Genomic DNA, 22594 nt, shown 5'->3' with positions numbered 1-22594 from the left:
TTATGATAAGAGTAGAACAAAGGTTAAACGCTTACAAAGTTTGATGGTCCCACATATTTTGATATCAGAAGGCAGGGGTGCTCATGAAAAAATTCAAATTGACGAGCTTCAGTCTGGTCGTCGCCTTGACGGCAACGTCTGTGGTTGGGTGCAGCAGCGCTAGTGGCGGCAGCAAGAGCGCAGGATCGACAGACACACCGAAAGCTGCAGCGCAAACGGATGCGGCGAAAAAGGAACCGGCGAAGTTCTCGATCGTTTATCCAACGACGGTAAGCACAGGATATCATACCCGGGTTCCGGATTTAAATAAGGACAAGTGGGTGCTGAAACTAGAGCAGCTGACAAATACGGATATGAATATTTCCGTCATGGAAGATTCCAAATACGGGGTGATGTTCGCCAGTAATTCCATTCCGGATGTGGTCGGCAGCATCGGCGGTCCAGGCAGCAAATCGATGTCCGGGTCGGTTGAGAATGGTGTGTTTATGCCGCTGGACGATCTGCTGAAGCAGTATGGGCCGAATTTGCTGAAAAGCATCCCGAAATCCGCATGGGATACCGTCTCTTACAACGGTAAAATCTACGGCATTCCCGAATTTTTGAGCAACCCGTCGCGCCGGGCGACTTTCATCCGAACGGACCTGCTGGAAAAGACCGGTTTGCCGGTTCCCAAAACCGTGGATGACTTCCTCAACGTGCTGCGTGCGTTTAAGAAGATAGGCGTTGAGACGCCGTATCAAATGCGTGAGAATTTCAAGTATGCTGATGTGATTTTGGGCGCTTACGATGTGCTTCCGTATAAAGACCAGTTTGAGCTGGTGAATGGTCAGGTAGTGCCTAAGTTTTTTGATGTCGAAAATATGGAAAAAGCACTGACGACGTATAAAACGATGTACGACGAGGGTCTTATCTCCAAAGAATTCGCCACGATTTCTTCGACGGACTATACGAAAAGTATCGATGCTGCGAAACCGGGCATCTGGTCGCAGAACGCTTCCGGTCTGCCAGGCTTCCGCACAAAGGCGGCACAGGCGGTTCCGGGCGCGAAGATCGATATTATCGCGTCGCCGAAAGGACCGGAGGGCAAAGGTGGGTACTTCTACTATTCGCCGGTTATCCGAACATTCTTTATCAATAATAGTGTCAAGCCAGATACGGCTGCGGGCATTGTGAAGTTTTTTGACTGGATGTTGACGCCGGAAGCGGAGACGTTCTTCACCTTCGGAATCGAAGGCGACAACTATACGAAGGATGCTGCAGGCAAAATCAACTACAAATTCCCGGTTACCAAAGAGGATATTGAAGAAGAGGGCTTCCGAAGCGGGACGCTGTGGGCAGTGCATGACTCGACGTATAACAAGCCGCGTTTGGAGTTGAACGATGACGGGAAAGCGACCTTGAAGGCGTTCGACGACGTTCTGGCTAACGAAGGATTGTCGGGCATCGGCTTCTATCCGGATTTGAGCACGTTCAGCAAATACCCGGATTTGGCAGCGCCACAGCCGGATGTCGGCCCGAAATTGATCGTTGATCATATGATCAAAATGATCTATGGCAAGGAGCCGATCTCCGACTGGCCGAAAGTGATCGAAGAGTACAAGGCTAAGGGCGGCAACGAGATCATCAAAGAGGCGACGGATCGCTGGAATCAAAAGCAAGGCGCGATTATGATTGATAAGAAGTAGCTTAGCGGCGAATAGCGGAAGTGGTCTACCGCTATTGGCGCCGAAGTGCGCGTAGCACATGACAAAAAGCAATAACGGAATCACAATTCCATTATTGCTTTTTCCATTTCGACATTAACTGCTTGGCACTCATACTTCATATTTTCCATTCCATCAACCCAATCATAAAAAAACACATTATCAACACAAACGAGGCAAATGCATTTTGGTTATCAAATGCTCGATAATAGATCACAAACAGTGCAAAGTGGTAGGTTGAGTGGACGTCAAAGTTTTTGCTTAGCTGAAATGAGAATGAGTTGGAACTGTGGAAATGGCTGGGCACTGTGCAATAGATGACAAGTATACGGAGGAGAATAAAAATGAAAGCAATTCTAGTCGGATTAGGCTCGGCAGGCTTTAGCTGGTATAAGCGTCTTCGGCAGCAGGACTTGTTGGCGGCGGTTGTGGAGACGAATGCTGCAATGAAAGCGAAGATGGAGGATGATCCGTATCCTTTTTATACGTCTTTGGACGATGCGCTTGCGGAGGTTAAAGCTGATTTTATCGTCAACGTGACGACGCCGATGGCGCATACGCGTGTGAATCACGCTGCTTTTGACCACAAGCTTCCGGTGTTGTGTGAAAAGCCGATTTCATTTGACTATAACGAATCCCTGGAGGTGGTGGCGCGTGCGATCCGGGAGGAGATCCCGTTCATGATCGCCGAGAATTACCGCAGGCACCCCTATATCCGCAAAATGAAGCAGCTGCTGGACAGCGGGATCATCGGTGCCATTTCAACGATTGATGTTACGTTTTACCGATTTCACCAAGTGGAACGGCGGTACACGGTTAGCATTTTAGATGATATTGGCGTGCATCATATGGATTTGTTGCGGTATTTTACAGGCTGTGAAGGAAAAAGTGTGCAAGCAAGGCTCTACAATCCGCTTGGCGGTTGGCAGGAGGAAGGCGCTGTGCTAAACGCCTATGCTCTGATCGACATGGACGGCGGTATTGCCGTCAATTACGCCTCTTCGATTGCAGCCAGAGGCCGTGAAACAGCGTGGAGCGGCAATTGGCGGATTGAAGGCGATCGGGGGGCGATAGAGCTGATCGACAAAGAGATTTATGTGACCTCCGGCGAAGACGGCGTTACCCGGCATATAGACGATTTCAGCGGAATCGACACATCGGACACGCTGGCAGAATTTCTCGCTTCGCTGCAGGAGAAGCGGGAGTCCGAAACGAGCGGGCGCGATTACTTGCGGACGCAGGCGCTCGTGCATTATACGAAGCTCGCGAGCGCGTCGGGAAGCACAGTATCGATCATTATGCCTGAGGAGCGTGAGCGTGCATGATGCTATGGAAAGAAACGGCGCCAGGCGTATGGAAAGCGTCAATAGGCGATGTGGCTGAGGAGCAGCAGCAAGGGCTTACCCCGCTCAAGTGTATCGGCGCTTCGCCGCAAGTCGAAGCGATGGAGAAGCTGCCGCATGCGGCGCTGCCTCTAGAGCTGGCGTCGATTGTGATTCACGAGTCGGCTGGCCGCCGCATTGTATCCGTGCCCCTACAGCAGGCTGAAAAGCTGTACGGTATGGGACTTCAGTTCATGCGTATGAACCAGCGAGGCAGAACCCGGTATTTGCGCGTGAACAGCGATCCCAAGCAGGATACCGGGGAGACGCATGCTCCGGTCCCTTTTTACATCAGCGATAGCGGTTATGGTTTGCTGGTTGATTCATCCCGGATCATCACGATCCACGCAGGTTCCACACTCAGGCAGGAGGATACCGCTGCAATAGCTGTGCGTGACCGCAACACAGATAAGGCGTGGCAGGCAACGCTTACCGCATCGAGAATCGAAATCGTGCTCCCTGCGGAAGGAGCCGATGTGTATGTGTTTGCTGGTCCGGCGCCAGCAGACGTCGTGCGGAGGTATAATTTGTTTTGCGGAGGCGGCATACTGCCGCCCAAATGGGGGCTCGGCTTCTGGCATCGCGTGCCGAAAATGTTCCACGCAACGGAGGCGCTGGACGAAGCGCTGGCCTTTCGCCATCGCGATTTCCCGTGCGATTGCATTGGACTTGAACCGGGCTGGCACAGCAAAAGCTACCCGGTCACGAACGAATGGTCGGAAGAACGGTTCCCTGATCCGGCGCAGTTCGTGAGCGCGATGCAGGAGGAAGGCTTCCGGGTCAATCTATGGGAGCATCCGTATATATCGCCGGACAGCCGTATTTATCTGCAGCTGAAGGCGCTGTCCGGCAGCCATACGGTTTGGGGCGGCATCGCGCCGGACTACTCGCTGCCTGATGCGCGCGCGCTTTACATGCAGCAGCATCAGCAAGAGCATGTGGATATCGGCATCGCAGGTTATAAGCTGGATGAATGTGATGGCAGCGAGCTCACGAACCATTCATGGATGTTTCCGGCGCACGCGACCTTCCCATCAGGTATGGACGGAGAGCAGATGCGACAGTTGTACGGCCTAATGTTTCAAAAAATGACAGCAGATCTCTACCGGAATACCGGCCTCCGAACGTATGGACTTGTGCGTGCTTCGAATGCAGCTGCATCTTCCATGCCCTATGTGCTGTATTCTGATCTGTATGATCATAAGCAGTTTATACGTGCTATTTCCAATGCGTCGTTCTGTGGGCTGCTGTGGACCCCGGAGGTAAGAAAAGCGCAAAACGCAGAGGATTGGGTGCGCAGAATGCAATCCGTGTGTTTCTCTCCGATGGCGATGCTGAACGCTTGGGGGGATGGCACGAAGCCCTGGTCCTATCCGGAAGTCGAACCGATCGTCCGGCATTACATCAAGCTGAGGATGAGGCTGCTGCCTTATTTCTATACAGCTTTTGCTTTATACCGGGAAGAAGGAACGCCGCCGTTTCGGGCGATGCCGCTGGTCATGACGGCTGCTGAAATCACCCAAGCAGAAGCGCATAGCCAGCAGGCGCAGACTGTCGGCGAAATTCTCAATACATCAGACGCCGCCTATGGCAAGCGTACGATCCGAGAATGGGACGATCAATATATGATCGGAGATTCTTTGCTTGCAGCGCCGATGGTCGCCGGCGAGAGCGAGCGGGAAGTCCTGCTGCCAAGCGGTATTTGGTACGGTTTTGAAACAGGGGAGCGCTATACGGGCGGTCAAGTGATACGTGTGAAGCCCGGCCTGGAGCGGATTCCACTGTTTGTAAGAGAAGGGGAGATCATTCCGCTCATGGCGGAACGTTCGCATATGCCTAAGTGTGGCGAACGCGTGCAGCTGGAGTTGGTACATTTTGGACCAGTTCCTGGCACAGGCCGGCTTTATGATGATGATGGCGAGACGTTTGACTATGAAAAAGGTGAAGCGATTTGGTGCAATCTTGCCGTGACGCAGCAGGCTGAAGGCGCGTGGTGCGGGGAGATCTCGGCGGCTGCACGGCAAACCGAGCTTTATATGTATGATGACATTCGCTGGCGTTTCGCGCAGGTACATATCTGACGATAAGCAGATCCCGATTGTGCTTTAGCGGGTTGCCAAGTATGATGAAAGTATACATATTGCCATTTTTCGCAGAGGGAGCGTACAGATATGCAGCTATTAGTCGTTGATGACGAACCTGTCATTCGTAGAGGGCTTGTGAAGATGGCCGAGCAGTACACACCGTCTCTAACCAAAATCCAGACAGCAGAGAACGGTTTAGCCGCACTGGAGCGGATTCGGGTGTCGGAGCCAGATGTCGTGATGACGGACATTCGCATGCCCAAGATGGATGGTCTGGAATTATGCCGAATTTTGCATGAACAGTATCCGCACATCATGAAGGTAGTGATATCCGGCTACAACGATTTTGAATATGCGCAAAAATGTATGGCTTTCGGCGTCAAACATTATATGCTTAAGCCGGTGACCAAACCTGACGTGCATGAGGTACTGGATCAGCTCGTCAAACATGTACGAGGCTATATCCCGCCTTCTCGGTTCGTGGAATGGATCGACTTGATGGAGCAGCATATTTGGGCGCTGAATTTGGTGGAGCTCGATTCGCTGTATGCACGTTGGAGAGAGGATTGTCTCACGGCGAATTTAACTTTGGCGCAATTGAAAGAGCTTCAGCAGGACAGCATGACCCTGTTAGCCAAGCGGCTGCAGAACCGCAATTTTTCTCCTGTGCAAACTTCTGCCTACGTGCAGGCCGTGAGCGTCAAGGAAGCGCTGGACGGTTTCGAGCAGTCGCTGCGCGCTGTTGCGGAAGCGCTAACATCGATGCGTAGCGGAAATTTCCGCGATCCGATGGAAGAAGCCAAAGCTTACATCGACACGAAGCTGTCGCAGGAAATCTCTCTGGACCAAGTGGCGTCCATGGTTGGACTTACGCCGACGTATTTCAGCTCTCTTTTTAAAAAGATGACGAATGAAACGTTCGTGCAATATCGCATCAATAAACGGATGGACAAAGCGAAGGAGCTGCTCGCCGTGCCGCATATCCGGATTGTGGATGTGGCAGCGGAGGTCGGCTATGACGACTACCCACATTTTACGAAAACGTTCAAAAAAATCGTCGGCGTGACGCCGTCTGACTTTCGAACGGGGTTAGGCATCAAATGAGGATTCGTAGCTTGTCGCATAGGATGCTTTTATATTTTCTTATTATCATCGTGATTTCGCTATCTTCATTAGGCTTCTTCTCCTATACATCAGCTTCGCGGGAGCTCGATGCCATGGCCGAGAAGCAGCTAGCTCAAATTACAGGCAATGCCGTGCATCATACGGACCTGTACCTGAAAGATTATGAGCGGGCGATCATCTCGCTGCTCAGCAACCGGCAGGTGAAGGAATTCGTCGATTTGCCGAGCACGCGCGAGGAGTACGATTATTATATGTACAAAAAGCTGATCCGGGAGATCGGCGTCGATCCTTTATTTATTCAATCGCCGCAAATTGCCTCGATCTATGTGATCAGCGATAAAGGCAACGCGGTTTATTATTATAACGGCGTTAATGAGCAGTCATTCACAGCGGAGGATATCGAGGCGCAGCGTCGTTATTTTCTTGCGAATACGAGCCCTAGCGGGGAGCTCAGTATTTTGAACTACAGCATTCTTACCGGAGTTGACAGCCAAATGTTGACACTCGTTCGCCGCATTCGCGGACTTACGTCGCCGGAGCTGAACGGTCTGCTGGCCATTCAGATGAAGGCGGCTGATCTGTCCGCCCTCTGGAAAGGAATTGATCTGGGCGAGTACGGGTATATGTTCATCACTGACAAAAACGGAAAGTATGTCTACCATCCAGATACGGACAAAGTCGGCAAGGACTTACCTGACGGCTTCCGCAGCAAGCTAGAGGCGGCGGGGGACACGGCTTTTTTTGATCAGGATGAGCAGGGGGTCGACCGGATGTATATGTCCCGAACATCGGATTATTCGGGGTGGCGCTTGGTGGTCTCCATGCCTTTGCGCGAGCTGCGCAAGCCGATCATGAATATTCGCACGACAACGCTTATCGTCGGCTCGTTCACCCTCGTCCTGGCGGCTGTACTTGCCGCCCGTTTCGGCAGAGCGATCACGAAGCCAATCCAGGTGTTGAAGTCCGGTATGCGGGAGACGGAGAAGGGGAATTGGGAGCCGATCCCGCTGCCACGCAGGCGGGATGAAATCGCGGAACTGATGATGCGCTATAATGTCATGGTGAAGCGGTTGTCGGATGCCGTTGACCGGGTCGTGCAGGTGGAACTGAAAAATCAGGAAATCCAGATGGAACGGCAGCGCGCCCAGTTCCAATCGCTGCAGCTGCAAATTAACCCCCATTTTATGTACAACACGCTCGAAACGATCGTTTGCTATGCGGCTGTCCAGGATTCGGAAGAAATTTCCGATATTGTCAAGGCGATGGCTTATATGCTGAGGTATTCCGTGCAAACGAGTTTGGAAGAAATTACCGTAGCTAATGAGCTTAAGCATGTGATGAATTATATGGTCATTTTGCAGCATCGCATTGATTTTCCATTTGAAATCGATGTCGCTATGGATGCCAAATATTTGCTGCATGCGATGGTCCGGTTAACGCTGCAGCCTTTGGTTGAAAATGTGTTCCAGCATGCCTTCCCGGACGGTGTGGAAGATTTTCACTTCATCCGCATGGATGGCGGGGAAGAGGATGGCTGTTTCTGGGTCAGCGTGGAAGATAACGGCTGCGGCATCGCTCCAGCCAAACTGCTTGAGCTGCAGAAGAAGCTGAGCATGAACCGGCTGGCCGACGGCGAGCTGAACGAGACGGGGCAAAAAGGCGGCATCGGCCTCCTCAACGTGCATCGGCGTATCCAAATGGTATTCGGTGATGAGTACGGATTGCGGATCGAAAGCGAGGAGCATCGGGGCACGAAGATGAAGATGGTTATGCCGGTTTCGTAGCCGGGGGAGCGCTAGAGGGCTGATTCGAAGTCATTGCAGATGACTTTGGGCGGCCTTTTTTGTGCGTGTGAGCAGTCGGGTGCGGCTGCGGGGCGGCTTTAGCGTTGTTTTTGGGATTCGCGTCTGCGCAGCCCCTCTTCGGCCACTCACATTTTTTCAATTGACCTCAATCGACACAGAGTGCATAATCTACTTAATATTTAGAGCTGGAGGACTATTCGCCATGTGGTTTCGCAACGTCATCGAGACATACCGGCATATGAAAATCAAGAACAAGCTCTCACTTTTAATCACGTTGGTGATTGTCATCTCGCTTGCGTTTACGGTCTTGGTCCAGCAGTACGCGTTCTCCATCTATGACGGGCAAATTTACGACAAGTCGTCGCACGTGCTGAACCTGTCCTCGACCGCGATCGAAACGGAACTCAAGCGCTTACAACAGCTTTCCTACAAAATCATTGCCGACGAGCAAGTACAGGACTGGCTGACGTCGCTCAAAGCCAATACGTCGGACTATGACTCGCTGCTTGCCAGCCAATTTTTGTTGGACCGCCTGATCAGCTATTCCGGGGAGGAGCCGTATCTCTACTCGATACAAATCATCGACGCGTGGGGCAAGGAGCACGAAGGCGGCAACGTCATTCAGCAGGATCCGCTGAAAAAGAAAAAGGTTTTGGAGACGGCCTCCGAGGCCTCGGGCGAGAATCGCTGGATCTATCCGGACGGCAAGGATTCGGCGCTCATTGTGACACGGGAAATCCGTTCGTTTCACAGAACGAACTTCGATCTGGACGATTTAGGAACTCTGGTCATCCGCATCAATATTGACAAAATCGTCCGCGACCTCGCTCCTGAAGAAGGCGACATGATGATTTATTCCGGCCAGAACGTGATATTTCCGCGGAAGCCGGCATTTGCGCCAGATCAAATTGTCAGCAGCAGCAGTGCGAATACCAAAGGCTATGAGATTAAGCATATCGCAGGGGAAGAATACTTTATTTCGCAAATTCAATCCCGGAATACAGGCTGGACTTATTCGAACATCACGCCGTTTAATCAAATCTTCCAACAGATCACATTGATTAAAGAAATCGTGGTCGTCGTCTTTTTCGTTATTTTAGCCGTCGTGATGCTGCTGGTCATTCGTTTCTCCTACAGTCTCACCCGGCCGATCGACGATTTGATGGCGCGCATGAAACTGGCGGAAAAAGGGAATTTCGAGGAAGCCAATTTGTTTGCGCCCGGCGGGCAGGTGGCGATGAATGAAATCGGGCTGCTCCAACGCAGCTTCCGGTTTATGATCGAACGCATCAATATGCTCATTCAAGAAAACTATGCCAATCGTCTGCTGATTAAGGAAACGGAATTCAAAGCGCTGCAGTCGCAGATCAACCCGCATTTTCTATATAACACGCTGGAATCGATCAATTGGATGGCGAAAATCAATCGGCAGTCGAAAATTTCCGAGATGGTGGAAGCGCTTGCCTTCCTGCTGCGCAATTCCGTTGATCTGAAGGAACCGATCATCACCGTTGGCGAAGAGATCGATATTGTGAGAAGTTATGTCACCATTCAAAAAATCCGCTTCGAAGAACGGCTCATCTTTCATCTCGACGTGCCGGTGGAGCTGCTGGGCCGTCGGATTCCAAAGCTGACATTACAGCCTCTGCTAGAGAATGCGATCCATTACGCGCTCGAGCCGACGATTGAGCCTTGTGAGCTTTCGATTCGCGGCTGGGAAAATGAGGAAGGGCTCTTCTTATGCGTGGAGGACACCGGTCCCGGTATGAAGAGCGACATGCTGGACAAGCTGCGATCCGGGGAGCAGCGGACCAAAGGCACAGGGATCGGGCTTTTGAACATTGATGAGCGGATCAAGATCGCTTTTGGCGAAGCCTTCGGCATTCAGATCGTTACGCCGGCCCATCGGGGAGCGGCAGTTATGATTGCACTGCCAAGAGGAATGGAGGAGTAGGACATGTACAAAGTATTGCTGGTAGATGATGAACGCATTATTTTAGACGGTATCTCACAAATGGTGGATTGGTCCCAGCTCGGCACCGAGCTCATCGGTACGGCACGCAATGGGGTTGAGGCGTATGAGCGAATCGAGCAGCTTATGCCTGACATCGTCATCAGTGACATCCGAATGCCGGGGATGGACGGATTGGAGCTGGTGGCACGCGTGAATGCCGCATATCCCAAGATCCGATTTGTGCTGTTATCCGGCTTCGGTGAATTCGACTATGCCAGCCGGGCTATGCAGTACGGCGTGCGCCATTACTTGCTGAAGCCAACGAACGAAGGGAAAATCGGCGAGGCGCTCAGGGAGATCGTGGCCGAAATCGAGCAGGAGACGAGCAAAGAGTCTTTTGTCCGCAGCATGAAGGAAGAGTTGGCCAAAGTAATGCCGCATGTGAAAGAGCAATTTCTGAAGGAGTTCGTCACGAACAAAACGTACGGCCAACGGGACTGGGATAATTATCGCAGCATGTTCCGACTCGATATGGATTATCGGGTGCGGCTGCTGTTGTTCAAGCTGGAAGGCCGTTTTGAGTTTGAACATCTATTTGCGATAAAAAATATTGCGCAAGAGCTGCTGGATAATCCGCTGCTTAGCACTACAATCGGCGATCATGTCTTGCTGCTGCTGGAAGACGTCGGTGAAACGGATCTTCTGCACGAGCGCATCTATGCGATACGGGATACGTTCCAAACGTATTATAAAATGGACTCGACCATCGCCCTCAGCGAGGTGGGGCACATCACCAAGGCACGCGAGTTGTACAAGGAATCACTGCAGCTGCTTAACTATCGGTTTTATTTGGGCGAAGGCAGCTTGATTACCCGCAAAGATACGGCTGCTTCTCCGGCAGCGCCGGCCAAAGAGTTCGTATTCGACGAGGAGCGCCTCAATATGGCGGTAAAGTCGGGCCATCGTGAAGAGGCGGGTGCAGCCCTGGATGAACTGTTTGCTGGCCTTAGAGAGGCTCAGCTCGATATTGACGCCACCAAATCGTACGTCATCCAGCAGTTTGTTTCTTTGGTGAGGAGCAGCGCGCCAGAAGCGATGCACGAATACTTTAATAAAATTCCGCTCATCGTGGAAATGAATACGCTGCAAGCGATCCGTACATTTGTCGAGCAGGTTGTCGATGCGATGTCGGAGAGATTTTACGAACAGAATAAAGTGAAGATCAGCGGTATTGTGCGCAAGGTCATAGCCATCATCGACGAGCAATTGGGCAATTCGGAGCTTTCGCTGAATTGGGTCGCCCATGAGATGCTGTATATGAATGCGGATTACCTCGGCAAGTTGTTCAAAAAGGAAACCGGCGAGAAATTTTCCAACTATGTGATGAAAACGAGAATCACCCGGGCGACGGAGATGATCGCACAGGAAGAGGATATCAAAATTTTCGAATTGGCCGAACGGCTAGGATTCGGGGATAATCCCCAATATTTTAGCCAAGTCTTCAAAAAATACATGGGTTCGACACCATCCGAGTACATGAAATCGCCGGACACCTCTGCATTTTAAACAAACGTATCTGTATTTTGGATTAACCTTTCCTCCATTCAGCGGGATAATAGCAGTATGAAACGGAAAGCGATTACATAATGGGGAGGAAATACAGATGAAAAAAATGATGGTCTCGGTACTTTCCACAGTTTTGCTTTTGTCCGCTTGCGGAAATGCCGGTACGAACAACAGCGCATCCGGCGGCAGCTCCAGCCCGGCAGCAAGCTCCGCAGCAACAGCAGCAGCTACGTCTGGCGCCAAGAAAGATCCGGTAACCCTGCGCGTTGCTTGGTGGGGCGGTCAAGCGCGTCACGATTACACGTTGAAGGTTATTGAGCTTTACCAGCAAAAAAATCCGAACGTCAAAATCGAATCCGAGTATGCGGCATTCGACGATTATTGGAAGAAGCTTGCACCGCAAGCAGCAGCGAACGGCTTGCCGGACGTGTTCCAAATGGATATTTCCTACCTGACCCAATATGGTACAAGAGGTCAGTTGGAAGATCTGGAGCCATATACGAAGAACGGTCTGATCAATGTGAAAGATATTAGCGAGAACAGCCTCTCCGGCGGTAAAGTTGGCGGCAAGCTGCTTGCCCTCAATGCCGGATCCAATGCCCTGCAAATGACGGTTGATCCGCAAATGATAAAAGATCTCGGCATTACACCGAAGCAGGATTGGACGATGGCGGATCTGGATTCGATCGGCGCAGCGCTGAAAGCAAAAGGCAAGCTGCTTGCTTCCGACTTCCGTCATGACGTTTACTTCCCGTTCTATCTGAGAGGCCAAGGGCAAAAGATGTACGCAACAGACGGTACGCAGCTCGGCTACACGGACGATAAGCTGTTCACCGACTACTACAACATGTACAAAAAATGGTACGATAACGGATACTTGATGCCGCTGGATAAGCTGGCGCAAAAGAAAGGAACACCGGAAGACGACGAGCTGGTGCTTGGCAATGCGTTCTCATCCAACAGCTGGTCCAACCAATATATTTTGCTGAACACAGCTGCGAAGCGTCAGCTGGATATGCTGCCGGTACCAGGCTGGGCTCAGAACAAGGCGCTGTTCCTGAAGCCTAGTATGTTCTGGACGATCGCAAAGTCTTCCAAAGTGAAGGAAGAAGCGGCGAAATTCGTGGACTTCTTAACGAACGATATCGATGCGAACAAAATCATTAAAGGCGAACGCGGTGTGCCCGTTTCCTCCAAAGTGAAGGATGCGCTGATGCCGGATCTGTCTCCTGAACAAAAGAAAGTGTTTGAATATGTGGCATGGGCGGAGAAAAATAGCTCGCAAATGGATCCGCCGAACCCTGTCGGCGCCGTTGAAGTCGACAAGTTGCTGAAAGATACCGCTGAGCAAATTTTGTACAAAAAGCTGACTGTGGAAGAAGGCGCAGCCAAATTCCGCAAAGATGCAAATGCCATTCTGGCGAAGAATAAGAAATAAGGCTGAAATAGGCGTTGCCCCTTTACGGGTGCAGCGTCTTTTTTGCATGGATGGCAGCGTTCCCGCAAAGCCTGAAAAACAGTCATCGGAACCTCGGCTAATTAAACAAACTCAACGGTTTTTTGCCTTCAGACCGGACAGAAAGAACCCTATAATGAGAATATGAACGGAATCGAACCTCGTTTCTATTCCAACAACTATTGTGTATAGGGGATGAACAACCATGAACAAGCTGCGGCATAACGATCACCTCGTCGGGTATGTGTTTGCTTCGCCATTCATACTTGGCTTTCTCATTTTTACGTTGTTTCCGATTTTTTCATCGCTCTATTATTCGTTCACGGATTACAACCTGTTTGAAACGCCGAGAGTGATCGGCTTCGCCAATTATGAGAAGATGTTTACGGCTGACGATAAATATTGGAAATCGCTCCAAGTTACTTTCACGTATGTGTTTGTCAGCGTCCCATTCCGCCTCGCCTTCGCGCTCGGCGTAGCGATGCTGCTGAACAAAGCGATCACAGGCATCGGACTGTACCGCTCCTCCTTCTATTTGCCATCATTGATCGGCGGTAGCGTGGCTGTCTCCATCATGTGGACGCAGGTGTTCGGCGATAAAGGCCTGCTGAATTCGTTCCTCGCGTTGATCGGCGTTCATACAGAGACCTCCTGGATCGGCAGCCCGGGCACAGCGCTCTGGACGCTCATCGCCTTGTCGGTATGGCAGTTCGGTTCGTCGATGCTGATCTTCCTGGCCGGTCTGAAGAACATCCCGCAATCGTATTATGAAGCCGCCAGTGTGGACGGCGCTGGCAGAGTTCGCCAGTTTTTCAACATCACCTTGCCACTATTGAGCCCGATCATCCTGTTTAACTTGATCATGCAGATGATTTCCGCTTTCATGACATTTACACCAGCCTACATTATCTCCAATGGAGAAGGCGGGCCGCTCGATAATACGCTGCTGTATTCGTTGTATCTGTACCGCAGAGCGTTCCAGTTCTACGAAATGGGCTACGCTTCCGCCATGGCTTGGGTCATGCTGCTGCTAATCGGCGCCATTGCCTTCATCCTTTTCCAAACATCGAAGTATTGGGTCCATTACGAGGCGAAAGGGGAGTAATTACATGGGGACACATGCATTTAACCGCACGAATAAACGAATCGGCTACCATCTGCTGCTTAGCGTTCTGGCACTGATTATGATCTATCCGATTATTTGGCTCATGATGAGCTCGCTCAAACCGAACGATGAGATTTTTACAACGACATACAGCTTGATTCCAAGCCACATTGCATGGGAAAATTATGTATCGGGCTGGAGAGGTTTTGCCGGCAATTCGTTTACAACGTTTTACAAAAATTCGTTCATCATCGTCGTGATTTCCACGATCGGAGCGGTCGCCAGTTCAGCGCTTGTCGCCTATGCGTTTGCTCGGATTCCTTTTGCCGGTAAAGGCCTGTGGTTCACTTGCATGATGATGACCATGATGCTGCCGCATGATGTGACGATCATCCCGCAATACGTCATGTTTGCCAAAATGGGCTGGCTGTCGACGTTTAAACCGGTGATCGTGCCGCAATTTTTTGCCATCCCGTTCTTCATCTTCCTGATCATGCAGTTCATAAGGACGATTCCGATGGAGCTGGATGAGGCAGCGAAAATGGACGGCTGCAGTAAGTACACCATCTTTTTCCGGGTGATTGTGCCGCTTATCGTGCCTGCGTTGATTACAGCGACGATTTTCTCGTTCTATTGGAGATGGGAGGATTTCATCAACCCTCTGCTCTACTTGAACAAGCCGGAGCTTTACCCGGTATCCTTAGCGCTGAAGCTGTTCCAGGACGGCGAGTCGCTGAATAACTGGGGCGGAATGTTCGCGATGGCGACAACGTCGCTCGTACCGATCTTTATCGTATTCTTTATTTTCCAACGTTATATCGTAGAAGGAATTAGCACCAGCGGTTTGAAAGGATAACTGACATGAGAGAGGAATGCATAGAGATGCCAAAATTAGTTTTTGACGATGAACAAATCCGATCCGTGATCGATCGTGTCGTCGACCGCACGTTTCGCATGGATTTCAGTTGGGATTGGCCGGGTGGCGTCGCCTTTTACGGCGTTTCCGAAGCGTATGCAGCCACAGGCAATGAGGCGTATTTGCAGAAGCTCAAAGCGTGGGTGGATGAAAATATTGAGGACGGCCTGCCGAAGCTTTCGGTCAACGCGGTCTCGATCGGACATTCGCTGCTCACCTTGTATGACGTGACGAAGGAAGAGAAATACCTTGAGACGATCAAAGCAATGGCGGAATTCCTGACCCATGAGGCGGAGCGCTTCGGGGACGGGATTCTCCAGCATACCGTAAACTCCGAAACTTACAATTTTCCGGAGCAAGCTTGGGTCGATACGATGTTCATGGCCGGTTATTTCCTGCTGCGCGTCGGTGTGCTGCTCGGCCGTAACGATTATTTTGAAGACGGTCTGCGCCAATATCACGGACATGAGAATTTGCTGCAGGATCAAGTGACGAACCTGTACTACCACGGTTGGGATAACATCGTGCAAACCAATTTGTCATCCATCTATTGGGCGCGTGGCAACTCGTGGGCGGCGCTGACGATGGCGCGTGCGCTCAATCTCGTGCCTGTCACACATCCGTCGTTCATGATTATCGACGGTTCCCTGCGCGATCAGCTTAGCGCGCTAGTTCGCTTGCAGGATGAATCGGGCCTGTGGCACACGATTACGAATGACCCGACGTCACCGCTGGAGACTTCCGGTTCGGCGGGCATTGCGACGGCGCTGCTCACGCGTGGACGCTTGTACAACAAGTACACGCAGATGTCCATCGACGGGATCCTCAGCCGCATCACAGCGGATGGCACCGTCACGGGCGTGTCGGCCGGGACGGCGGTCATGGACGATGCCGACGGGTACAAACGCGTGCCGGACAAGCGCATCCAAGGCTGGGGCCAAGGCTTGACGCTGGTCTTTTTATCCGAGGTGCTGAACGCTCGGAAAAATCTTTTCGGCAACGGCTGCTAATCATGATATAAAAGCGTGTGAATGAGCATACTCATTCATGCGCTATTTTTTTGCGCCGTCACGGATGCGTTGACAACGAAGAATTGAAGCCGCTATTCCTGAACATGAAATTGCCGGCGGCAGCTTTCCAAATATGAAGTTTAGAAATGGAACAGTCGTCCGTTAGTTACGAAAAAAAAGCTGTCCAAGAATAATTTGGGCAGCTTCTCATTTAGTTAAGATCCTATGCTTAGTACAGAGACACCTAATACAACGATAACGATAATAGAAATGACTAATGAACTCATAGATAAGTAGGGAATGCGAGTTTTATGTGCTGGTGTCTCTGAAGTGCTCGGATCAGCAGGTACTTCCAGCCAGATACGAAAGTAATGAAACAAACCGCGTTGAATGGGGATAAACGGCAGGCTCTCTTGAATTAACCACGCTATATAAGAACGCAGCGGACTATAATTTTTACAATGGTTATACTGATTTAGGATGACAGTGCGAAGATCACTTTCATTTAATTTATCCAGGATCCCTGTGGAAAGTATAATTTTTGGTCTTAAAAATCCAGTTGAAAAAGCAATCGTTTCATTAACTGGAATAACGATTATAGGTGTTTGCAAATCCGCATACTTCGACATTAAATGATAGCTCCAAATACTTTGCTTATGGAACTTAAGGAATTGATTCCAGCGAATAGCTTTCATGCAATTAACGGCTATGCGCCAAAGTAACAAAACAATACTATATATAATGAAAATATTCATGCATATCGATAAAATAGAGTACAACTTTGAATTGTGACTTATTAATGGAATGGAACCGTAATTAAATGCACTCACAAGGAGATGATAGTTGAAAATTTCATGAAGCAACAGAAGAGAAAATTGAAACCAAATAATGAACCCCACAAGCGCCATCAAGATGAGAACAGAATTAGCCCTGTTTATTGTCACTGTTTAACCTCCTCCTAGACATCATTACAAAACTCTACAAATTCATGCCTCCAATTGACGGAATTCGTATAATTATTGCTATTTTCCTTAACTATATGATACATATTGTATCATGTCAAGCGTTAAAATGTATCCTGAAGCACTTATCATATAGCAGCTAAAATTGTTAATTCCTGTTACATAAAATACCAAATTGTGGTATAATTGTGATGTAGTTTCGAACTCTATTCGTATTTGTTTGTGTTATTGAAATAGCGAGACATTTTGTAAGTAAGGGAGGTATGCATCCGTTCATCCAGTTATGATTGCTTCTCAGTTTTCACAGATTAAAGGAGAGACAATTAATGAGTAGATCAACGATGAGCAGAGCCGGCTCATATCTGGGATACGTTGCCGCACTAACGACGTTAGTCTTGTTTATTTTCATTAAATCGCATCATGCATCAGACATCGGCGGACTTCCTGTGCTGTTAATTCCTGCGTTTCTGCTTTCGATCATCGCTTCCATCACGCACAAGTCGATGTTTATGTACGTAAGCATCCTGCTAACCGTTCCATTGATTTTTGTATGGGAACCGGGGCTCGGAGGTGTCGGAATGCTGATCACGATTCCGATTCTAAATTTACTTGCAGCAGCAGCGATGATGTTCGGAACCGTTCGGGTAGAACGGACATCCCGTTAGATTTGTATAGAAATCAGAGTTCGTCAGGAGTGATTTGTTTTGTCAAACGTATTTTTTATTTCCGACCATCATTTTGGTCATCGTCACATTATCGACTTTGAATCCAGACCGTTCGCTGATGTTGACGAGATGGACGCGTATATGATTGAGAAATGGAACGCTGTGGTCGGTCCCCAGGATAAAGTGTTTCACTTGGGGGATTTCTCATTTTTGAACAAGGAGAAGACGAAGCGAATCGTTGAACAGCTGCATGGATATAAATATTTAATCATGGGCAATCATGACCGTGGCCGGACGCGAAGCTGGTGGCTGGATGCCGGCTTTGATGAAGTGAGTGAATTCCCAATTATTTACCAAAACTTCTTCATTCTCTCACACGAACCGATGTATATGAATAAACATATGCCGCTGGTTAATATACATGGTCATATCCATGGACAGAAATACGAAAGCGCGCAGTACCTCAATGTGAGTGTCGAGCACTGGGACTATAAACCGATCGAATTTGCGTTTATTACAAATAAGGTTGTGCCAAGCGAGGAACAGTGACAAATTAGTGCGGAGGAGTTGACAACGTGTCCATGTCGCATTCATTTTTTCTATTTTCCTGGTTAACCATGGTCTATTACTTCTTGCTGGCTATCGGGGGACCGGTTTTTATCGTATGGATGGCTATTAGTTATTTGAAGGTGATGAGAGAGAGGAACAGACTTCTTCGAGAACTGGTTGATAAAATGAACAAATCCACGCAAGGATAGACTGCCGATTCGGAGCGAATCGGCGGTTTTTTTATGCATGTATGTTAGGAGGGATGATTGACGGGATACATGTGCGTCACGTCCGACACGCAGAAATCACACGTATGCGGTGGTGGACGTAAAGATGGTTTATAATTGTTTTTTATCGGTTGGCTGGCGTAACATTAGGTAGAATAGTAGCTATCCGAGAAAATGAATGGAGGCAGAAGCGATATGGAACCTGTCAGCAGGGTGGATATTGACGCTGCGCTTGTGCGCCGTTTAATCGATGAGCAGTTTCCGCAATGGATGGACCTGCCTCTTGAGCACGTCGATTCAGCCGGAACGGACAATGCGATCTATCGGCTTGGTGCTGAGTTGGCCGTCCGGCTGCCCCGCGTCGACTGGGCGCTAGGCCAGGTGGAGAAGGAGCAGCGATGGCTGCCGCTGCTTGCTCCAGCCTTACCGGTTCCCATCCCTGTTCCGCTCGCGATGGGGGCGCCTGCGGCTGTTTTTCCATGGCCATGGTCCGTCTACCCATGGCTGGAAGGCGAGAATGCGACCATAGAACCTGTCGCAGATCTGCATCATGCTGCAACGGTGCTCGCTGATTTCATCAGCGCCCTGCAGCGGATCGACGCGGCTGGCGGACCGCCGCCGGGGCCGCACAATTCCAATCGCGGCGTGGAACTGGCGGCGCGGGATAATGCCGTGCGCGAAGCTATAGCCGCGCTGCGTGAGGAGCTCGATGCCGATGCGGTTGGCGCGGCATGGGAAGCGGCCCTGTACGCGCCCGTGTGGAGTGGTGCGCCGGTCTGGCTGCACGGTGACCTCCACCCCGGCAACGTGCTGGTCGAACATGGCCGGCTCAGCGCGGTCATCGACTTCGGCACACTGGGCGTAGGCGACCCTGCATGCGACGTCATGGCCGGCTGGACGCTGCTTGACGCCGATGCTCGCGTTAGCTTCCGCGCCGCGCTGCCGGTCGATGACGCGACCTGGGTGCGGGGCAGCGGCTGGGCGCTGTCGTTCGGCCTGATCGCCTATGCGTATTACAAACATACGAATCCGGTTCTGGCCGGAATCTCGAAGCGCGCCATCGATGAAGTGATGGCGGACTTCATGCGCGGTCGATAAAGCGGAAGCGGGCAGGCCGCGCAGGAGGAGCTGCAAAGCGAAAAAGCCGCTTTGAGGTCTCGCCTTGCCCGCGCAGGAGGAGCTGCAAAGCGAAAAGTCGCTTTGCAGGCTCACCGCTTTGCAGCCCGCGCCGCCTCACCCGCGCCGCATTACCGCCAACACATGAAAGAGGTGCATCCATGTCAATCAAAACGAATGCCTGCCGCAAGCTGGATTCGCTCCGCATATCCTATACGCTGCACGAATATGAGTGGGATGAAGAGCATCTGGATGTGGCGTCCGTTGCCGATAAAGTAGGCCTTATGCCCAGCCAGCTATTCAAAACGCTCGTGCTCAGAGGGGATAAAACAGGCGTCTTAGCCGCTTGTATCCCTGGCGATCTGGAGCTGAACCTGAAAAGTTTGGCAGCCGTTAGCGGCAATAAGAAAGTTGAGATGGTGGCAGTCAAAGAAATCCAAGCTCTGACAGGCTACATCCGAGGCGGCGTTTCTCCCTTGGGCATGAAAAAGAAATATCCTTTTTATTTGCATGGCAGCATCCAAGGGATGGAGCTTGTCAGTATCAGCGGCGGCCGCCGCGGTCTGCAAATTTTTTTGCGCGGCGACGATTTGGTTGTGGCTTCAGAGGCCCAGCTGGCTGATATTGCCAATTAGAAAAAAGAGTGCAGCTTCAGACTTTTCGTCGAGGCGCACTCTTTTTCATTTATATAGGCCTGTTGTATAAAGGGCCGTAATCGTATCCGCAATCTCCTCCACGGGTTGTCGATGTTCATGGCGGACAATTTCCCAGAGATACATTTCGTTCATATAAAACCAGCCGCGGGCGGTAATTTCAGGGCTCAAATCCGTTCGGGCCAGTCCATGCTTCTGGGAATAGGCGATGTCCATCGAGATGCGCTGGATAAATTTCTCACGGATCGCTTTCCATTTATCGGAAATGACCGAAGAGATGCCGATGGCTTGTTCAAACACCTGCATCATGCTGCGCTCGGCCTCTGCCAATTTCAAGAACGCCAAGCATTGCTGCCGAATGGTTCGAACGGCTTCCTCTTTGCTTTCGGGCAAAAAGGAAATAGTCGCAATTTCATAAAATTGCTCCATCACATTTTCCATTAAGACGCTCAGGAGATCCTCTTTCCCTTGAAAGTGCACATAGGCTGTGCCGTACCCAGTCTCGGCTTGTTTAATCATTTGCGAAATCGTTGCTTTCTGAAAACCTTCCACCAGAAACACATTTTTTGCAGCGTCCAAAAGCTTTTGGCGCGTTTTCACGGACCGCAAGTGGCGTTTATCTTCTGTTTTTTCCGTGCTCATCGCTTGTCCCCTAATTGTTATATTTCTTATAGAATAAAAGAAATTCAAGCAAATAGAAAGGGGAGCCGGGCGGGCAACGTCGATTTTCGGCTGGAGGTGCAACCTTTTCGCGCGAAGGCTCGTCTGTGAGTTTGTCAGTGAGAAATTGGCACATACATTCGGAGGATTCGGAAGGAGACAAATAAGGTGAAAAAGAAATTGACAGTTATTTTAACATTAGCAGGATTGCTAGGTACGACAGCGGCCGTGGGTGCGGAGGATGTTTTTGAAAAAGTTACAGGTATCTTACATAAAGATGTCAAAGTGCTTGTGGATGGACAAGATTCCACATTGACACCTGTTTATATTGATGGCAAAGCTTACATCCCTGTTCGCGATGCTGCGGCCAAATTGGGCTACAATGTCAGCTATGACGATGCCAATAAAGAAATTGAGCTCAGCACACACGAAGATGTGGTTGAAGCGATACGCGGAACCGGTGTGATCGTTGATGTAAAGCCGACTGACAACGGCCAGTACCGCATTGAGCTACTGGGCAAAGGCACGAACGCTTGGGTGATTCTTTTCGCTGACGAGAAGACGGTTATTACTGACGGAGCGGGTCAAACTGTAGCGGCGAGTGAGCTGAAGGCAGGCACACAAATTACGGCGGAATACGGTCCGGTGATGGCGATGAGCTTCCCTGGTCAATCTCACGCTAACAAAATTACTGTCGATGCGCAGCGCCTGGTGAAAGAAGACGCGATCCAATCCGTTAAACATACGGATGATGGCTGGCAAGTGCAATTCGGTGAAACGAAGGATGGCGCTGCTGTACCGACGTTGACGCTGAACGCAGGCAAAGAAACAAGCGTCTTGACGGCGCAGGGTGAGCCGGTCAAGTGGGAAGATCTGAAGGCCGGTACGAAAGTCCGCGCTTATTACGGACCCATTGAAACGAAGAGCATTCCACCGCAAAGCCCGCTCTTCTATCTTGTTGTGCTGAGCGATGCCCAGACGCAAGCGCCAGCAGGCAAAATGACGCCGGAAGCGGCGCAGGCGTACCGTGACTTGGCTTGGGCAAAAGTGTCCGAACAAGCTGCGCACATTACGACAAAGCAGGACGAAGCTATGGTTCAGATCGTCGCTGCGAATGACGTAGCCGTAATGGCTTCAACTGACGAGCAAAAGAAATTGCTCGCGGACATCCAAGCGGCGAACGGCACACTGGTAACCGTAACGTACAATACGGATAAAGATGAGTTGCTCGGACCGTTGACAGCGGTATTTGATTCGAAAACGCAAACTTTCATCGGCTTTACGGTTAGAAGATAAGCTATAGCTAGAAGGGGCTGCTCACAAGTCATTACCGATGACGTGGGCAGCCTTTTCATATATTTAGGTAGACAAATCGATATAAAGAAGATAACATTAGCTTAATAATTTCATACGGTCTAAATAAAGGTGTAGGCATTTTCTGTTAGAAGATGCTTGCTTAATAGGGAAGTCCGGTACAAGCCGGCGCGGTCCCAACCACTGTATTTGCTGAGTAACTCCTCATATGTCACTGTTTGGTTGTTCAAGATGGGAAGACGGGGAGAAGCGATGACGCATAAGCCAGGAGACCTGCCTTTATTTATGGTATGTTTCAATTCTTTTGGGGGTGAGGAGGAGAAACACAAGGAGATGCGGCTC

Annotated in this window: 19 protein-coding genes and 1 riboswitch; of the genes, 17 read left to right on the top strand and 2 right to left on the bottom strand. The window is 50.3% G+C overall.

Annotation, left to right across the window (positions count from 1 at the left end):
- The first annotated feature begins 83 nt into the window (after positions 1 to 83).
- From O9139_RS06840 to O9139_RS06790, 11 genes are all read left to right on the top strand, one after another.
- On the top strand, positions 84 to 1685 hold the full coding sequence (locus O9139_RS06840) for a type 2 periplasmic-binding domain-containing protein (RefSeq protein WP_270878715.1): 1602 nt from the start codon (positions 84 to 86) through the stop codon (positions 1683 to 1685).
- A 362-nt stretch (positions 1686 to 2047) separates the two neighbouring features.
- Positions 2048 to 3028 carry a Gfo/Idh/MocA family protein gene (locus tag O9139_RS06835; RefSeq protein WP_270878714.1) on the top strand — a complete coding sequence of 327 codons (981 nt, stop codon included), beginning with the start codon at positions 2048 to 2050 and terminating at the stop codon, positions 3026 to 3028.
- Positions 3025 to 5166, top strand: a complete 2142-nt coding sequence (locus tag O9139_RS06830; protein ID WP_270878713.1) for a glycoside hydrolase family 31 protein — start codon at positions 3025 to 3027, stop codon at positions 5164 to 5166. Before O9139_RS06835 ends, O9139_RS06830 begins: the two co-directional genes overlap by 4 nt.
- 90 nt (positions 5167 to 5256) lie before the next feature.
- Complete coding sequence (locus tag O9139_RS06825) at positions 5257 to 6273, top strand: response regulator transcription factor (protein ID WP_270878712.1); 1017 nt, start codon at positions 5257 to 5259, stop codon at positions 6271 to 6273.
- Positions 6274 to 6284: 11 nt separating this feature from the next.
- Positions 6285 to 8078, top strand: coding sequence for a sensor histidine kinase (locus tag O9139_RS06820; protein ID WP_270878711.1), 1794 nt, complete (start codon positions 6285 to 6287; stop codon positions 8076 to 8078).
- A 223-nt stretch (positions 8079 to 8301) separates the two neighbouring features.
- Positions 8302 to 10053, top strand: coding sequence for a cache domain-containing sensor histidine kinase (locus tag O9139_RS06815; protein ID WP_270878710.1), 1752 nt, complete (start codon positions 8302 to 8304; stop codon positions 10051 to 10053).
- A 3-nt stretch (positions 10054 to 10056) separates the two neighbouring features.
- Positions 10057 to 11619, top strand: coding sequence for a response regulator transcription factor (locus tag O9139_RS06810; RefSeq protein WP_270878709.1), 1563 nt, complete (start codon positions 10057 to 10059; stop codon positions 11617 to 11619).
- A gap of 97 nt (positions 11620 to 11716) precedes the next feature.
- Positions 11717 to 13057 carry an ABC transporter substrate-binding protein gene (locus O9139_RS06805; protein WP_270878708.1) on the top strand — a complete coding sequence of 447 codons (1341 nt, stop codon included), beginning with the start codon at positions 11717 to 11719 and terminating at the stop codon, positions 13055 to 13057.
- A 223-nt stretch (positions 13058 to 13280) separates the two neighbouring features.
- On the top strand, positions 13281 to 14180 hold the full coding sequence (locus O9139_RS06800) for a carbohydrate ABC transporter permease (protein WP_270878707.1): 900 nt from the start codon (positions 13281 to 13283) through the stop codon (positions 14178 to 14180).
- A gap of 4 nt (positions 14181 to 14184) precedes the next feature.
- Positions 14185 to 15036 carry a carbohydrate ABC transporter permease gene (locus O9139_RS06795; RefSeq protein ID WP_270878706.1) on the top strand — a complete coding sequence of 284 codons (852 nt, stop codon included), beginning with the start codon at positions 14185 to 14187 and terminating at the stop codon, positions 15034 to 15036.
- A gap of 26 nt (positions 15037 to 15062) precedes the next feature.
- Positions 15063 to 16106 (top strand): glycoside hydrolase family 88/105 protein, encoded by a 1044-nt coding sequence (locus O9139_RS06790; RefSeq protein ID WP_270878705.1) that lies wholly within the window; start codon positions 15063 to 15065, stop codon positions 16104 to 16106.
- A 215-nt stretch (positions 16107 to 16321) separates the two neighbouring features.
- Here O9139_RS06790 and O9139_RS06785 read toward each other — a convergent pair whose 3' ends face one another.
- Positions 16322 to 16735 carry a M48 family metalloprotease gene (locus tag O9139_RS06785; RefSeq protein WP_270878704.1) on the bottom strand — a complete coding sequence of 138 codons (414 nt, stop codon included), beginning with the start codon at positions 16733 to 16735 and terminating at the stop codon, positions 16322 to 16324.
- Positions 16736 to 17394: 659 nt separating this feature from the next.
- On the opposite strand from O9139_RS06785, the gene O9139_RS06780 reads away from it, so the two are divergent.
- The 5 genes from O9139_RS06780 (at position 17395) to ybaK (ending at position 20260) form a co-directional block, all read left to right on the top strand.
- Positions 17395 to 17733: a hypothetical protein gene (locus O9139_RS06780; protein WP_270878703.1), complete on the top strand. Its 339-nt coding sequence runs from the start codon at positions 17395 to 17397 to the stop codon at positions 17731 to 17733.
- Between the two features lie 39 nt (positions 17734 to 17772).
- Positions 17773 to 18282, top strand: coding sequence for a metallophosphoesterase (locus O9139_RS06775; protein ID WP_270878702.1), 510 nt, complete (start codon positions 17773 to 17775; stop codon positions 18280 to 18282).
- Between the two features lie 26 nt (positions 18283 to 18308).
- The gene (locus tag O9139_RS06770) at positions 18309 to 18491 is read left to right on the top strand and encodes a hypothetical protein (protein ID WP_270878701.1); all 183 of its coding nucleotides are present in this window, start codon (positions 18309 to 18311) and stop codon (positions 18489 to 18491) included.
- 213 nt (positions 18492 to 18704) lie between these two features.
- The gene (locus O9139_RS06765) at positions 18705 to 19607 is read left to right on the top strand and encodes an aminoglycoside phosphotransferase family protein (protein WP_270878700.1); all 903 of its coding nucleotides are present in this window, start codon (positions 18705 to 18707) and stop codon (positions 19605 to 19607) included.
- A 179-nt stretch (positions 19608 to 19786) separates the two neighbouring features.
- Entirely contained in the window at positions 19787 to 20260 is a 474-nt protein-coding gene (ybaK, locus tag O9139_RS06760; protein WP_270878699.1) for a Cys-tRNA(Pro) deacylase, read from the top strand.
- A gap of 45 nt (positions 20261 to 20305) precedes the next feature.
- Here ybaK and O9139_RS06755 read toward each other — a convergent pair whose 3' ends face one another.
- Positions 20306 to 20920, bottom strand: coding sequence for a TetR/AcrR family transcriptional regulator (locus O9139_RS06755; RefSeq protein WP_270878698.1), 615 nt, complete (start codon positions 20918 to 20920; stop codon positions 20306 to 20308).
- A gap of 186 nt (positions 20921 to 21106) precedes the next feature.
- Here O9139_RS06755 and O9139_RS06750 point away from each other — a divergent pair, with 186 nt between their 5' ends.
- Complete coding sequence (locus O9139_RS06750; RefSeq protein WP_270878697.1) at positions 21107 to 22234, top strand: stalk domain-containing protein; 1128 nt, start codon at positions 21107 to 21109, stop codon at positions 22232 to 22234.
- Between the two features lie 110 nt (positions 22235 to 22344).
- A riboswitch (cobalamin riboswitch) is annotated at positions 22345 to 22547 on the top strand.
- Positions 22548 to 22594 lie beyond the last annotated feature (47 nt).

This window comes from Paenibacillus aestuarii (assembly GCF_027789125.1).
GTDB lineage: Bacteria > Bacillota > Bacilli > Paenibacillales > NBRC-103111 > Paenibacillus_E > Paenibacillus_E aestuarii.
Note: the sequence above shows the minus strand (reverse complement) of the source record. Positions and strands in the feature narration are given on the sequence as shown.

Excerpts from the sequence above, each read along its gene's own strand:
- O9139_RS06840 (WP_270878715.1), top strand. The coding sequence starts at position 84 with ATGAAAAAATTCAAATTGACGAGCTTCAGTCTGGTCGTCGCCTTGACG.
- O9139_RS06780 (WP_270878703.1), top strand. The coding sequence starts at position 17,395 with ATGAGTAGATCAACGATGAGCAGAGCCGGCTCATATCTGGGATACGTT.
- O9139_RS06835 (WP_270878714.1), top strand. The coding sequence starts at position 2,048 with ATGAAAGCAATTCTAGTCGGATTAGGCTCGGCAGGCTTTAGCTGGTAT.
- O9139_RS06795 (WP_270878706.1), top strand. The coding sequence starts at position 14,185 with ATGGGGACACATGCATTTAACCGCACGAATAAACGAATCGGCTACCAT.
- O9139_RS06755 (WP_270878698.1), bottom strand. The coding sequence starts at position 20,920 with ATGAGCACGGAAAAAACAGAAGATAAACGCCACTTGCGGTCCGTGAAA.
- O9139_RS06815 (WP_270878710.1), top strand. The coding sequence starts at position 8,302 with ATGTGGTTTCGCAACGTCATCGAGACATACCGGCATATGAAAATCAAG.
- O9139_RS06805 (WP_270878708.1), top strand. The coding sequence starts at position 11,717 with ATGAAAAAAATGATGGTCTCGGTACTTTCCACAGTTTTGCTTTTGTCC.
- O9139_RS06785 (WP_270878704.1), bottom strand. The coding sequence starts at position 16,735 with ATGTCGAAGTATGCGGATTTGCAAACACCTATAATCGTTATTCCAGTT.
- O9139_RS06825 (WP_270878712.1), top strand. The coding sequence starts at position 5,257 with ATGCAGCTATTAGTCGTTGATGACGAACCTGTCATTCGTAGAGGGCTT.
- O9139_RS06810 (WP_270878709.1), top strand. The coding sequence starts at position 10,057 with ATGTACAAAGTATTGCTGGTAGATGATGAACGCATTATTTTAGACGGT.
- O9139_RS06765 (WP_270878700.1), top strand. The coding sequence starts at position 18,705 with ATGGAACCTGTCAGCAGGGTGGATATTGACGCTGCGCTTGTGCGCCGT.
- O9139_RS06800 (WP_270878707.1), top strand. The coding sequence starts at position 13,281 with ATGAACAAGCTGCGGCATAACGATCACCTCGTCGGGTATGTGTTTGCT.
- ybaK (WP_270878699.1), top strand. The coding sequence starts at position 19,787 with ATGTCAATCAAAACGAATGCCTGCCGCAAGCTGGATTCGCTCCGCATA.
- O9139_RS06790 (WP_270878705.1), top strand. The coding sequence starts at position 15,063 with ATGCCAAAATTAGTTTTTGACGATGAACAAATCCGATCCGTGATCGAT.
- O9139_RS06830 (WP_270878713.1), top strand. The coding sequence starts at position 3,025 with ATGATGCTATGGAAAGAAACGGCGCCAGGCGTATGGAAAGCGTCAATA.